Source organism: Rosenbergiella australiborealis, assembly GCF_018494035.1.
GTDB classification, from domain to species: Bacteria; Pseudomonadota; Gammaproteobacteria; order Enterobacterales; family Enterobacteriaceae; genus Rosenbergiella; species Rosenbergiella australiborealis.
In genome coordinates this window covers 141321-155455 of record NZ_JABBFO010000007.1, presented here as the reverse complement: position 1 = coordinate 155455, position 14135 = coordinate 141321, and the positions used below count along the sequence as shown (strand labels likewise).

15 protein-coding genes are annotated in these 14135 nt (G+C 46.4%); 1 reads left to right on the top strand and 14 read right to left on the bottom strand.

What is annotated here, in order from left to right:
• Positions 1-122 precede the first annotated feature (122 nt).
• From hemG to ubiD, 6 genes are all read right to left on the bottom strand, one after another.
• Entirely contained in the window at positions 123-659 is a 537-nt protein-coding gene (hemG, locus tag HGT73_RS09430; protein WP_214214088.1) for a menaquinone-dependent protoporphyrinogen IX dehydrogenase, read from the bottom strand.
• A 9-nt stretch (positions 660-668) separates the two neighbouring features.
• The gene (gene trkH / locus HGT73_RS09425) at positions 669-2120 is read right to left on the bottom strand and encodes a Trk system potassium transporter TrkH (RefSeq protein WP_214214086.1); all 1452 of its coding nucleotides are present in this window, start codon (positions 2118-2120) and stop codon (positions 669-671) included.
• 34 nt (positions 2121-2154) lie between these two features.
• Positions 2155-2766: an IMPACT family protein gene (locus HGT73_RS09420; RefSeq protein WP_214214084.1), complete on the bottom strand. Its 612-nt coding sequence runs from the start codon at positions 2764-2766 to the stop codon at positions 2155-2157.
• Positions 2766-4097, bottom strand: a complete 1332-nt coding sequence (gene pepQ, locus HGT73_RS09415; protein WP_214214082.1) for a Xaa-Pro dipeptidase — start codon at positions 4095-4097, stop codon at positions 2766-2768. The genes HGT73_RS09420 and pepQ overlap by 1 nt, the downstream gene beginning before the upstream one ends.
• A 185-nt stretch (positions 4098-4282) precedes the next feature.
• Positions 4283-4984 carry an NAD(P)H-flavin reductase gene (gene fre, locus HGT73_RS09410; protein WP_214214079.1) on the bottom strand — a complete coding sequence of 234 codons (702 nt, stop codon included), beginning with the start codon at positions 4982-4984 and terminating at the stop codon, positions 4283-4285.
• 46 nt (positions 4985-5030) lie between these two features.
• On the bottom strand, positions 5031-6506 hold the full coding sequence (gene ubiD, locus HGT73_RS09405) for a 4-hydroxy-3-polyprenylbenzoate decarboxylase (RefSeq protein ID WP_214214077.1): 1476 nt from the start codon (positions 6504-6506) through the stop codon (positions 5031-5033).
• Positions 6507-6687: 181 nt separating this feature from the next.
• On the opposite strand from ubiD, the gene rfaH reads away from it, so the two are divergent.
• The gene (gene rfaH / locus HGT73_RS09400; RefSeq protein ID WP_214214075.1) at positions 6688-7176 is read left to right on the top strand and encodes a transcription/translation regulatory transformer protein RfaH; all 489 of its coding nucleotides are present in this window, start codon (positions 6688-6690) and stop codon (positions 7174-7176) included.
• Here the strand turns inward: rfaH and tatD are convergent, their stop codons facing one another.
• The 8 genes from tatD to rmuC form a co-directional block, all read right to left on the bottom strand.
• Complete coding sequence (gene tatD / locus HGT73_RS09395) at positions 7177-7965, bottom strand: 3'-5' ssDNA/RNA exonuclease TatD (RefSeq protein ID WP_214214073.1); 789 nt, start codon at positions 7963-7965, stop codon at positions 7177-7179.
• Between the two features lie 85 nt (positions 7966-8050).
• On the bottom strand, positions 8051-8803 hold the full coding sequence (tatC, locus tag HGT73_RS09390) for a Sec-independent protein translocase subunit TatC (protein ID WP_214214071.1): 753 nt from the start codon (positions 8801-8803) through the stop codon (positions 8051-8053).
• Positions 8803-9324 (bottom strand): Sec-independent protein translocase protein TatB, encoded by a 522-nt coding sequence (tatB, locus tag HGT73_RS09385; protein ID WP_214214069.1) that lies wholly within the window; start codon positions 9322-9324, stop codon positions 8803-8805. The genes tatC and tatB overlap by 1 nt, the downstream gene beginning before the upstream one ends.
• Positions 9325-9327: 3 nt before the next feature.
• The gene (gene tatE / locus HGT73_RS09380; protein WP_214214066.1) at positions 9328-9570 is read right to left on the bottom strand and encodes a twin-arginine translocase subunit TatE; all 243 of its coding nucleotides are present in this window, start codon (positions 9568-9570) and stop codon (positions 9328-9330) included.
• Positions 9571-9655: 85 nt separating this feature from the next.
• Positions 9656-11293 carry a ubiquinone biosynthesis regulatory protein kinase UbiB gene (gene ubiB / locus HGT73_RS09375; protein WP_214214064.1) on the bottom strand — a complete coding sequence of 546 codons (1638 nt, stop codon included), beginning with the start codon at positions 11291-11293 and terminating at the stop codon, positions 9656-9658.
• Positions 11290-11895: a ubiquinone biosynthesis protein UbiJ gene (gene ubiJ, locus HGT73_RS09370; RefSeq protein WP_214214062.1), complete on the bottom strand. Its 606-nt coding sequence runs from the start codon at positions 11893-11895 to the stop codon at positions 11290-11292. The genes ubiB and ubiJ overlap by 4 nt, the downstream gene beginning before the upstream one ends.
• Entirely contained in the window at positions 11895-12650 is a 756-nt protein-coding gene (ubiE, locus tag HGT73_RS09365; protein WP_214214060.1) for a bifunctional demethylmenaquinone methyltransferase/2-methoxy-6-polyprenyl-1,4-benzoquinol methylase UbiE, read from the bottom strand. The genes ubiJ and ubiE overlap by 1 nt, the downstream gene beginning before the upstream one ends.
• Complete coding sequence (gene rmuC / locus HGT73_RS09360; protein WP_407073152.1) at positions 12640-14124, bottom strand: DNA recombination protein RmuC; 1485 nt, start codon at positions 14122-14124, stop codon at positions 12640-12642. Before rmuC ends, ubiE begins: the two co-directional genes overlap by 11 nt.
• Between the last annotated feature and the right edge of the window lie 11 nt (positions 14125-14135).

Here is a 14135-nt window from a genome sequence, read left to right as displayed (position 1 = left end):
CACCGCGCTGCGTATCGTGCTTTGCCGTGTCAGTGGATGCGCATTATAGGGAGTTCCGCCGAGAGCGCAAGGGATTATTTAAAAAAATTTCTCGTTCGTTTCTTTTCTAACCGAACCACTCATTAACTCAACAATTTGCTCTTTTTATCAGCAAATGTATTCGCAAATTCGCGCACCTTGTCCCACTGCGTATAGTCTACCTCTTTTGTTTTATCCGTTTCACCGCCGGTCATCTTCATAATTAATCCGATCATAAAGCGATCGAACCAACGATAACGAGGATAACGTAACGCGCCCGCGAATACAGCTACCTCGTCAGGCTGCCAAGGCGAGGCCGTTAAAAACTTCTGCGTATAGACATTTGTTTCAGGCGTCGACTTTTCAGGTTTACGCGCAGTCAGGTTAACGGAATAAAAAGCAGAACATCTTTCGTTTAACTCGTTGGTATATTGCTGGACGAATGTCATCAGTTGTGGAGCGAAATGTCCATACCGTATAGAAGCACCAATAATGACCTTGTCGTATTGAGACCAATCAACCACGGATAACGTCATTAAGTCATGGAGCTCAACCTGTTCAGATCCGATCGTTTGGGCAATAGCTTGAGCAATTTTATGAGTTTGCCCATCACGCGTTAGGTAAAGAAGGAGGGTTTTCATTTAAAGACCTTATTGCCGCCAAAATGTTGGCGTAAAAAGAACAAGTAATGTGAAGACTTCTAAACGACCAAATAACATCGTAGAAATCAGTATCCATTTTGCCGTGTCGTTCATTGACGCAAAATTATCCGCCACAACACCTAAGCCAGGCCCAAGATTATTCAATGTCGCGGCTACCGCAGCAAATGCTGAGAAATTATCAACTCCCGTAGCAACGATAGCCATCATGCTGATTAAGAAGACCAGCGCATAAGCAGAGAAAAAGCCCCATACCGCTTCGATAATCCGTTCTGGTAGTGGACGATCCCCTAATTTAATGGTGTAGACGGCATTAGGATGCACTAAACGTTTTAACTCTCGGTTGCCTTGTTTAAACAGCAGTAGTATACGAATGACTTTTAACCCACCACCTGTTGATCCTGCACATCCTCCAATAAATGCGGTGCATAATAGAAGAACAGGCAGAAATAACGGCCAGTGAGCAATACTGTCAGTCGTGAAGCCGGCGGTAGTTGCCATCGAGACGACTTGGAAAAAGGCTTGATCAAGCGTAGCCCAAAAACCATGATAAACATGATGAGCCATTAAAATGAGGGTGGCTATCACAACAAGGCTTATCTGAACGCCGATAAAAACGCGGAACTCCGGGTCTCGCCAATAGACCTTTAGGCTGCGTCCTGAGAGTAATGAAAAGTGCAGACCATAATTACAACCAGAGATCAGTAAAAATATCGCGATAATGGTATTGATTAATGGGCTATTGAAATAGCCAACACTCGCATCATGGGTCGAGAACCCGCCAATTGAGATGGTGGAGAAACTATGGCTGATTGCGTCAAATAAAGGCATTCCAGCGAACCAAAGCGCAAGTGCACAAGCCACGGTTAATAACACATAAATCAACCATAACGTTTTTGCAGTTTCAGCAATACGAGGCCGCATCTTATTATCTTTCAGTGGCCCGGGCATTTCAGCACGATATAGCTGCATTCCGCCCACCCCTAATATCGGCAAGATGGCGACAGCCAGCACAATAATTCCCATCCCACCTAGCCATTGCAACATCTGCCGGTAGAACAGAATAGCTTTAGGAAGTGTATCCAAGCCGATAAGCGTGGTTGCCCCTGTCGTCGTTAGTCCAGAAAACGATTCAAAAAAAGCATCCGTTACCGATAAATGGGGGCGCTCAGCAAACATAAAGGGTAAAGCTCCCACACTGCCAAGCACGATCCAAAATAATACAACAATAAAGAAGCCTTCGCGGGGTTTAAGTTCACGCCGATGTTTTCGGTTTGGCCACCACAGTAATGAGCCAAGCACTAAGGCTGTAAGGAAAGTTTGGCTGAATGCTCGCCCTGCGCCATCACGATAGATGAGCGCGACAAGACCTGGCAACATCATGGTGCCCGAAAAAATGATGATCAAAAGACCTACGATACGTGTAAGGGCTCGGAATTGCATGCTGCCTGTCCTATTCAACCTGATTCAGGATTGTTTATTGCTGCTGTAAAAGTAATTCACCGCGGCTAAAGTGCGTCAGTGCGTCGTGACACTCTGCCAAAAACGATTCTGGCAAAGCGATAAGTACCCTAACCTGCTCGGTAAACTGCGTATCAATAATGTCGCCTTGAAAACGCTGGATAATACGTTCGACCTCCGCCAATTGTGCATATTGACAGTCAAGCCGATAAGTTTGTTTAGGAATTTTTAACTGACGTTCGAGGTGCTTAAGGGCTAATTGGACCCCGCCGCCATAGGCTTTGACTAACCCTCCCGTCCCTAACATTACCCCGCCATAATAACGCACCACAATGGCGGTCACCTCGCCAAGCCCACTTCCCATTAATTGGGCTAACATCGGCTTCCCCGCTGTTCCTGAAGGTTCCCCGTCATCAGAAAATCCTAGCTGTTGTGAGTCGTTAGGTGCGCCGGCCACATAGGCCCAACAGTGATGGCGAGCTGCTGGGTGCTGCTGGCGAATGTCTTGAATGATACGCTTAGCCTCATCCGTCCCCACAGTATGTACGAGGTAAGTAATGAAACGACTTTTTTTTATCGTTTCTTCTACAACGGTTTGTGCGTGTGCAGGGATTGGGTAACTAAGCATCAGGGTAACTGTAGATCTCGTGTCATATTCTCTATATGTTCTGGCCAAACGACAATATTGTCTTCAATACGAATACCCCCGTAGCCCTTCAACTCTTCGATAGCTGTCCAGTTAAAATGACGGCTGTATGCACTGTTCCGCCAAGGCGCGAGTAATGACTCAATAAAATATAAGCCTGGTTCGATGGTCAAGACCATACGGGGCGCTAAAATCCGAGTACAACGTAGCCACGGATATTGATTCGGGGCGGCAAGATGGGTTCCGCAATCATCTTGCATAAACCCAGCGACATCGTGAACTTGTAAACCTAATAAATGCCCGACGCCATGCGGCATAAAGGTGGAGGTAATATTTTCACTGACAAGCGCTTCTTCACTAATATTGTTCACAATACCGAATTCACAAAGAATACGAGCAATACGCTGATTCATCTGTAAATGGTAATCGCTATAGCGTTGTCCTGCTTGTAGGGTATCAATCAGTGCACGTTCATGCTCAGTAACGGCGTTGACTAACTCCGCATAGCGCGATTGTGCATCCCAAGCATAAGAACGTGTTAAGTCGGCAGCATACCCCTGATATTCCGTGCCTGCATCTAAGAGAAAACTACGCGGCGTCTGTGGGCGAGCGTGATCCAAATGGGTGTAATGCAACACGGCAGCATGTTCATTAATCGCCACGATATTACCGTAAGGGACTGTAGTGTCTCGTTGACCTGTCGCAGCAAGGTAATCGCTATTGATTTGAAACTCGCTGGCGCCGGAGAAAAAACTGTCGCGAGCGGCTAAGTGCCCCACAACCGCGGTGCGTTGTGCTTCACGCATACAGTACAGTTCGTAATCCGTTTTTACACTACGGTGATAATGGAGATAATTGATAATCTCCTGCGGATTATGCTGCGAAGCCGGTATACCCAGGGCTTGGGCACGATGAAGGGCTGAACCTAAATAAGCAATATTTTCACGTTGGCTCGGCAATAACGTGGCAATATCGTCGGCATGTTTCAAGACAATAATCTCGAATTCACGACTCCAGTAGGTATCTGGTAATGGGTCGACTTTATGCCAGTAGTCCGTAGGCGAGTAAAAATAGAGCGTAGGACGTGACTGTCCATCAATCCACAACCAACAATTTGCCGTCTCGATAATCGGTAGCCACGCCTTAAACAGTGGATTAACTTTAAAAGGATAGGCATGGTCATCTTGGAACGCAGTGATAAGTTCGCCGGAATGCACTAACAAAGCATCGCGCTTCGAGCGCGCCAAGATAATACGTGCGTGTTCGATCAAGCTATCAAGATGAGCGCGATAGAGTGCGGGTAACGAATTCATTCTGCCTTCTCCAAACGATTCAAAATCGGTACTTATGGTAGCACAGCTTTTTAGTTGAGTGAGTAAAGGGACGTTCCTTCCAAAATGAAAACCGCCTTCATCGAGAGGTGATAGTCCAATAAAAAGGCCGATAACATATCTTTATCGGCCTGTAGAGACAAAGCAGTCATAGCACAGGGATGCGATTACAGGAATGCGAATGCATCACCAAAAATATGCTCAACCTGGGCGCCTGCTTCTACACAGAAACGCTCACGAGCAATTTTCGCCATTTCAAAGCGCCCTGCGATATAAATATCATATTCTGCTAATGAGACATGGTCATTGAGTACGGCTGGCAGTACCGTGCCGGTGCGACCTTGCCATTCGGCATTAGGCTGCTCGACCACAGGGATAACTTTCAATGAGGGATGGCGGACGGCTAATGCTTGCAGTTCGGTTAAATCATAGAGGTGTTGAGGTTCACGCCCTCCCCAATACAATTCAATATCTCGCTGTGGATTTTCGGCTAATGCCGTCAATAGAATGGAGCGAGCGTAAGAGAACCCAGTTCCGCCAGCAATTAAGATAATGGGGCGTTCTCCGCCTTCACGTAACCATGCGTGGCCGTGGGGCATATCCACCTGAATAGTTTTTTGCTGACGAATTTTGTCCATGACCGCCATCGCGTAGAGGTTCATATCTGAGGCACCGATATGTAACTCAATAATATCCTTCTCCATCGGTGTGGAGGCTACCGAGAAGGGACGTTTATCTTGTTCATCCATCACGACCATCAAATATTGGCCTGCCTGAAACTCGAACTCCGTTTCGGGAACCATCCTGACGCGATAAACCGTTTCAGTGATAGCTTCTACAGAAATTACATTACAGCTCAAAATAGTCATTCTTTACCTCTATCGGGCATTGAAAAGTATATTAGCGAGTTAGCCTTTACTTCGGTGGGAAGATAGCCAGTTCATCCCAGAGAGCATCGATACGCGCAGTGACTTGCGGATCTTTAACAATCGGACGGCCCCACTCACGATCCGTTTCACCCGGCCATTTATTGGTTGCATCCATCCCCATTTTTGACCCGAGTCCAGAGACTGGCGAAGCAAAATCGAGGTAATCGATCGGCGTATTTTCAACGAGTACCGTATCGCGTGCAGGATCCATACGCGTCGTGATGGCCCAAATAACATCGTTCCAATCACGAGCATTCACATCGTCATCACAAACAATCACAAATTTGGTGTACATAAATTGTCGTAAGAAAGACCACACCCCAAACATAACGCGCTTTGCATGGCCTGCATATTGTTTCTTAATCGTCACAACGGCTAAACGGTACGAACAGCCTTCTGGCGGTAAATAAAAATCGACAATTTCTGGAAATTGCTTGATAAGAATAGGGACCAACACCTCATTGAGAGCCACTCCGAGTACAGCAGGCTCATCTGGTGGACGTCCTGTGTAGGTAGAGTGATAAATAGGTTTGTCTCGGTGAGTCACATGGGTAACAGTGAAAACTGGAAAGTCATCCACCTCATTATAATAACCCGTGTGGTCGCCGTAAGGCCCTTCTGGAGCAAGGTCTCCAGGCTCAATGTAACCTTCCAATACTATTTCGGCGCTGGCCGGAATTTCAAGATCGGAGGAGAGGCATTTAACGACTTCTGTTTTATTACCTCTTAACAACCCGGCAAAAGCATATTCGGATAACCCATCAGGTACAGGCGTCACCGCTCCTAAGATAGTTGCCGGATCGGCCCCTAAAGCAACGCTCACTGGAAAACGTTCGCCGGGATGAGCCTGACACCATTCTTGAAAATCGAGGGCACCTCCACGGTGTGATAACCAACGCATAATGAGTCGATTTTTACCGATAACCTGTAGGCGATAAATACCTAAATTTTGGCGTTCTTTATGGGGGCCTCTCGTGACGACTAATCCCCATGTAATGAGCGGTGCGGCATCTTCCGGCCAACAACGCATCACTGGAATTTTATGCAGATTAACGTCGTTACCTTGATGAACGTGTTGTTGGCAAGGCGCCGAACGTAACCTTTTGGTCGGCATATTTAGGACATTTTTAAAACGCGGGAGTTTATCAAACAGGTCGCGAAATCCACGTGGTGGCTCGGGTTCCTTTAGAAAAGCGAGAAGTTCGCCCACTTCTCGTAGTGCACTCACCTCTTCTCTTCCCATCCCTAAGGCAACCCGACGCGGTGTCCCGAATAAATTGCAGAGAACCGGCATATCGTAGCCTTTCGGGTTTTCAAATAATAATGCGGGCCCCCCTGCACGAAGGGTGCGATCAGCAATTTCCGTCATTTCAAGATTAGGATCGATCGGGTGTGTTATCCGTTTTAGTTCGCCGATGGCTTCCAACTGCTGAATAAAGTCTCTTAAGTCCTGATATTTCATAAAGGGTGATATCTACGATTATTATTAGCAATAATGTCATTATATGTGTGAATAACCGCGTGCGCTGTGATTTATTTGATTAAATTCCAGAATTTACTGAGATAAGCAAAACTTGAGGGTTGAGTAAACTATACCCGCAAATCACTCTTTGTTATCATTCCCCCTCACTTCTGGAGAGATTATGGCTGACTGGTATTTACTGTATTGCAAACGTGGGCAACTCACTCGCGCAAAAGAGCATTTAGAAAGACAGCAAGTGATCTGTTTTGTGCCCATGATTGAAACGGAGAAAGTAATCCGGGCAAAAGCGACCAAGGTCTGTGAGCCGCTGTTCCCGAACTACCTCTTTTTACAGTTCGATCCAAACGTTATCCATACGACCACTATCAGCGCCACACGCGGCGTCAGCCACTTCGTTCGTTTTGGATCTACCCCGGCGCGGGTTCCCGAACAAGTGATTACTCAGTTACGCAGCTGTCCGGCGGAGTCTTCTCTCCCCTTTACACTGCCTCAAACGGGTGAGCCTGTGACCATTACCCGTGGAATATTTGAAGGAATGAGCGCGATTTACCAAGAAACCGATGGTGAAACACGCTCATTCTTACTGCTGAATTTATTAAATAAAACCGTCGTGCGGAGCGTCGAGAATGACGCGTTTAGCAAGGCTTAATTACAATCCGCTTAATCCAAATAAACAACGAGCATTACTGTCGGTTTGTACCGCCAATGTTTGTGCCTCTTCGCCTCGCCAAGTCGCAACTTGCTGAACGATATGCGGAAGATAGCACGGCTCGTTTCGCCGGGAGGGTGGCCGAGGGCGCATATCGCGTGGTAACAAATACGGCGCGTCGGTTTCAAGTAAAAGACGATCAGCCGGAATCAAGGGGAGTAATTCACGAACGCCTAAACCACGGCGTTCATCACAGACCCACCCCGTAATACCAATCATTAATCCGTGAGCAAGGTAGTCCTCTAATTCCTGCCGAGTTCCTGTAAAACAGTGCACGACCGCTGCAGGAAGTTTTGATAACCAAGGGGTTAAAATAGCCATAAAACGTTCATGCGCTTCACGACAGTGAAGGAAGACTGGCATGCCTAGCTCGGCGGCAAGTTCAAGTTGAGCATTGAACGCATACTCTTGTTGCGCGGGAACGGAGATATTGCGGTTGTAGTCCAGACCGCACTCGCCGATCGCAACGACCTGGGGTTGACTGGCTAGACGGCGTAAAGTCCCTGCCGTTTCTTGTGACCATTCACTAGCATGATGGGGATGTACCCCAGCGGTAGACCAACAATAACCTGGATGTTGCATAGCAAGAAATTGCGCTTGTTGGCTTTCTAATGCATTAGTGCCTGTAATAAGAATTCCGGTAATTCCCGCCTGATGGGCACGAGAGACGATTTGTTTTCGATCTTTTGCAAACTGTGTACTTGTAAGGTTAACACCAATATCAAACATCTTATATTCCAACGCGAGGCCACCAATCGGTGGCCTGGTTCAACGTTGTTCCGCAGTCTATTCCGCAGAACCTGAGAGCGGGACCTCAGGATTCGCTATCCTGCTCCTTATCCCAACGTCCTTTTCCTACATAATAACGGGAGAAGAATACGCCGACTTCAAATAGACAGTACATCGGAATAGCGAGTAAAGTTTGAGAAAAAACGTCAGGAGGTGTTAACAGCATACCGACGACGAAGGCTCCGACCAAAATATACGGTCGTTTTTTACGCAGATCATCGGGGGAAGTGATCCCCGTCCAGCACAGCAATACAATCGCAATAGGAACTTCAAACGCCACACCAAAGGCTAAGAAGATCGCCATAACGAAGTCAAGGTAGTTGCTGATGTCTGTCGCTATCTGTACACCTTGCGGGGCGGTTTTAGCGAAAAAGCCGAACGCCAAGGGAAAGACGATAAAATAGGCAAACGCTACCCCTACATAAAACAGTAAGGTACTGGAAAACAGTAATGGCATCACTAGCTTGCGTTCATGGCGATAGAGAGCGGGTGCGATGAAAGCCCAGACTTGATAGAGGATAACCGGTACTGCGAAAAAAACTGAAACAATGACAGTCAGTTTAATCGGCGTAAAAAAAGGGGATGCGACATCGGTCGCGATCATGCTCGCACCAACCGGCATTTGCTTAATCAATGGCGCCGCGATCAGCTGGTAAATATCATTGGCAAAATAGATAAGCGCGAGAAAAATAATAAAAACCGCAATAATGCAGTTAAGTAGCCGCTTACGCAGCTCGATCAAATGACTAATTAGCGGTTGGGTGTCTTCAACTTCCATTAACGTTTATCTTCGCGAGTAGAGGAGGATGTTTCTGTGCCTGTCACAGGAGTAGAATTTGGTAGCGGCTCCGGCTCAACCTTCAGTTCTGCCCTTTCCTCTTTAGGAGTGACTAAGCGTGACGTAGGTACGGCAGTCTCAGGGGGCTTGCTGCTTTCAGCTGTGGCCGCTTTATTGACGGATTCAGCGTGCGAGGCCAAATCCTCGCTTCGTTCAGTAACAATAGACTCGTGATAAGTGCGTTTTACCGATTCGGCAGTTTTCCGTAACTCTTCTATCGACTCTTTGAGTTCTGGTGAGAGGGTGCCTTTACCCGCTTCCTCTACTTTTTTTACACTCTCCTGCAGCTCTTGCAGTTTGAGTTCCTGAGCCAGTTCATGTTGGACATTGGCTGCCAACGAGCGGATGGCACGAATCCAACCGACAACCGTCTTAACTGCTATCGGTAGACGCTCAGGACCGAGAACAACTAGGCCGATGACGAAAACCAGCAGTAACTCACTGAATCCTATATCGAACACGGGCTACACCTGATCTTTATCTTTAGACTTAACTTCAGTGTGTGACGCAGGTTCAGAATCAGACAGCGATTTTGTAGAAAAATCAGCATCTTGATCCTTTTTTGTTTCATCGTCACTCATTGCTTTTTTGAAACCTTTAATCGACGAACCCAAATCAGATCCTAGATTACGCAGCTTTTTCGTCCCGAAAAATAGGATAACAATTACTGCAATAATAAGGAGTTTCGTAATACTGATCCCAGCCATAATGACCCCAAAGTAATAAGTGCTTATTAATTAGACTTAATCATACCAGATGTTGAATAGCAATGTTGTGTTCTACAATGACGCATTATTTGGTTTTTTGCCAGCCAGCTATCCAGCTCAATAAGGCGCCGACCAGTAATCCGCCGGATACCCATTTGAGTTGCGGATGGACAAGTAATACCGTAATACTGCTAACTAAGCAAATTGCCCCTATTCCCCACAAATAACGAACTTGGGTATGACGATTATGCTGTTGATTTAATTCTTGTGCCAATTTATCAACGCTGTGCTTTAGTAGCTTATGGTGGTGAAGAGCATCAAATACTAATTCCGGGAATTCTGGGAGTCTTTCCGCCCACATCGGAGCTTTGTTTTTTACCGTGCGCCATAATGCAGGCAAGCCAACTTGGTCTTTAATCCACTCTTCAAGAAAAGGCTTTGCCGTTTTCCAAAGGTCTAACTGTGGGTAAAGTTGCCGACCAATTCCTTCAATATAGAGAAGTGTCTTTTGTAAGAGAACCAGTTGTGGTTGCACTTCCATGTTGAAACGCCGTGCCGTGTTGAATAAATTCAGCAACACATGGCCAAATGAAATTTCCGCTAACGGCTTTTCAAAAATAGGTTCGCAAACGGTTCTGATAGAAAACTCGAAGTCTTCAACATTCGTATCCGCCGGTACCCAGCCTGAGTCAACATGTAGCTCGGCCACACGACGATAATCACGGTTAAAAAAGGCAATAAAATTTTCCGCTAAATAGCGTTTATCATTTTTATTTAATGATCCGACAATACCGCAATCAATCGCGATATATTGCGGATCTTCGGGATGCTCGCGGCTGACAAAAATATTCCCAGGGTGCATATCGGCATGAAAGAAACTATCACGGAAAACTTGGGTAAAGAAGACTTGTACCCCACGTTCTGCTAGGGCTTTCATGTTTGTGCCCTGTTGCACCAATGCTTGAGTATCAGAAATGGGTATCCCGTAGATACGTTCCATCACTAACATGGTTTCGCTACCGTAATCGGAGTAAACCTCAGGAACATAGAGCAGATTGTTGCCTTCAAAATTACGACGTAATTGGATAGCGTTGGCGCCTTCACGTAATAAATTAAGCTCATCAATCAGTGTTTTTTCGTAGTCTTTGACCACTTCGATCGGCCGTAGGCGACGACCATCGGGTAAAATCCTTGGTAACCAGCTGGCTAGACGATAAATCAGACGCATGTCAGCTTTGATCACCGGTAAAATATCCGGACGAATCACTTTAATCACAACATGTTTCTGATTTTCTTTCAGGATAGCGGTGTGGACTTGAGCGATAGATGCCGAGGCGAGAGGATTAATATCGAAGTCATCAAAATAGGTTTCTACAGGGCCACCTAATGACTTTTCAATTTGCGCTTTCGCCCGAACACCGTCGAAAGGGGGAACTTTATCTTGAAGTGAGGCTAATTGGTCGGCAATCTCTGGCGGAAATAAATCACGTCGAGTGGAAAGCATCTGCCCAAGTTTAATCCACACTGGACCGAGTTGTTCGAGTGCAAGACGAAGGCGTATACCCACCGCTTTATCTTGATGTTTGTTCGGTATCCAAAAAATACACTTACGCCATAGTCTTAACGGTAATGTTAATCGCGTGCGGGGAACAAACTCATCTAATCCATAAGTTAAAAACACACGGATAATAAAATAGAGCCGACGTAATTCACCAAACGTCATAGAATCTCCAGTTTTGATAAACGTTTTTCTAACGCGTCGCACTGACGGGTAATCGCCTGAGTTTCTTCACAAAACCATGCTTGTTCAAGCGCGCCGGGTACGACACGCCACTCTTCAATCAGCGTTTCACTCACTTGCGATTGTCGACGGAGAAACGTACGTTGTAATAGATTGATGATATTTTTACCCGTTTGGGTGAGCGATTGCGCCACTAAATCACCACACCAAGGCGCAAGGTATTCAGCCGGATCAAATTCGGCTAAATCGATCAGCGCCGAAAATGATTGAAGAACGTGTAGATCGCCCTCAACATCTAATTGACCGGATTTAATTAATTTAGTCAGATTTTGTCGGTCCTGTAACTGCGGAAGAACAGACATGCTCAGGGTAACCGTACAATCACTTTCCGATGTTATCGTACTTAACACATCAATTTGGTGGTCACTAAAGTACAGCACGAGTGGCTGGCCAAGTTCGCGAATATTGATGGTGAGTATTTTCCCTTTTAGTCGCTGACGGGTACTTTTCCCACCGCGATCCTGCCAAAGCGTACGGTTAAGCCCCTGTTCGAGTAACGCGGTGATCATTGGCATGGTTGGCATTAAAATTTGTATCCACGGTGTAGGGCGACGATCCCACCCGTTAGGTTGTAGTAGGTACTATTCTCAAACCCTACTGCTTCCATCATCTGTTTCAAGGTTTCTTGATCAGGATGCATACGGATAGATTCTGCTAGATAACGGTAGCTTTCGGCATCGTTGGCGACCAGTTGGCCAATACGCGGTAAAATATGGAATGAGTAAGCATCATAAACCTTGCTAAGAGGCTCTAGCAGTGGCTTAGAGAACTCTAATACTAATAAACGCCCACCTGGTTTCAAGACACGAAACATGGAGGCTAAGGCCTTATCTTTATCCGTAACATTACGTAGACCGAAAGAGATAGTGATGCAGTCAAAATAGTTATCAGGGAAAGGCAGCGCTTCAGCGTTTGCTTGGACATAACTCACGTTTCCCGCTATGCCGAGGTTACGTAATTTTTCACGCCCCATTTTTAGCATCGAGCTGTTAATATCAGCCAAAACCACTTCGCCAGTTTCCCCAACAAGACGCGAAAACTTTGCGGTTAAATCACCCGTTCCACCCGCAAGGTCGAGTACACGTTGGCCACGGCGCACACCGCTACAATCGATAGTGAAACGTTTCCAGATCCGATGTATACCCATCGACATCAAATCATTCATCAGGTCATATTTTGCTGCCACGGAGTGGAATACATCGGCTACTTTGCCGGCCTTTTCGTCTTTAGCTACGGTTTGAAAGCCAAAGTGGGTGGTATCCTTGGAATTATCTGCCATCTGTATTTACCTGGTTAGTCAATGCGTCTGAATCAAGTGTATCAGAGTCCGGCTCATCTGACATGGCTTGTTCGGTTAATTGCTTGTCGATAGGACGTTTAACTTCAACCCCTAACTGACGAAATGCTTCGGTTTGAGCCAGCATATTTCCACGCCCCTGTGCCAGCTTTTTCATCGCTTGATGATAGCTGAATTGGGCTTTATCCAACGCGCCCCCCAAGTGGCTCATATCTTCTACGAACAGTCGCATTTTATCGTAGAGTTTGGCCGCACGTTCAGCGATTTTTTGGGCATTTTGGCTTTGATGCTCATAACGCCACAGATTATTAATTGTCCGTAGCGCCACTAATAGTGTAGTCGGACTCACTAACATAATATTATGAGATAAGGCTTCGTTAATCAGTTCAGGTTCGCGGTCGAGTGCCAATAAAAAGGCCGGTTCTACCGGAATAAACATTAGCACATAGTCAAGGCTTCTTAAGCCAGGTAATCCCTGATAATCCTTACGACCCAGTCCACGAATATGCTGGCGTACCGCCAATATATGCTCTTGAGCAGCACGCTCACGCACCTCTTCGTCGGGAGCATTAAAATAACGCTCGTAAGCGACTAATGTCATTTTAGCATCGATAACGACATCTTTCCCCTGAGGTAATCGGACAATCACATCCGGTTGAAAACGTCCTTTTTCATGTTGAATACTTACTTGGGTCTGGTATTCGTACCCTTCACGCAACCCCGATGCTTCCAACACCCGCGCCAACACGACTTCGCCCCAATTACCCTGAATTTTATTATCGCCTTTCAGAGCATTAGTCAGATTAAGGGCTTCTTGTGCCATTTGGCTATTCAATTGTTGTAACTGTTTTATCTCATGCGTCAGCGTATGCCTTTCTCGTGCCTCTTGGCTAAAACTGTCGTTCACATGACGACGAAATCCATCGAGCTGCTCACGTAAGGGAGTCAGTAGCCCACTGAGACTTTGTCGATTTTGTTCATCCACTCGGCGATGAGTGTGTTCAAAAATACGGCTGGCTAAATTTTCAAATTGGCTGGTTAACCGTTGCTCACTGTCGATCAATAATTGATGTTTCTCTTCCATTGCACGTTGTGATTCTTGCCAGCGCGTCGTCACCTCTCGCAGCTCGGCTTCCTGTACCCGATTCAGATCAAACTGATGACGCAGTTCTTGGTTTAGCTGTTCCGTTTGTTGTCGCCAATAATCGAGCTGCTGGAGTTTTTCTCCGGCAGCGGCGGCTTTAGCTTGCCACTCACTTTGACGCTGCTGGAGTAGCTGCAACTGCTGTTGCTGTTGCTCGCAGCGCTGCTCGCTTAGCTCAAAATTTTGCTTAAGATGAGCATAATCAGCCTCTCGCACAGCGCTGGCGCGTCCTGAACGCAATACAGCAACTATCCATCCCACAACCATACCGCAGGCGACTAACGCCACCTCACTGACACTTTGAAAATCCAAAATCACCCTCG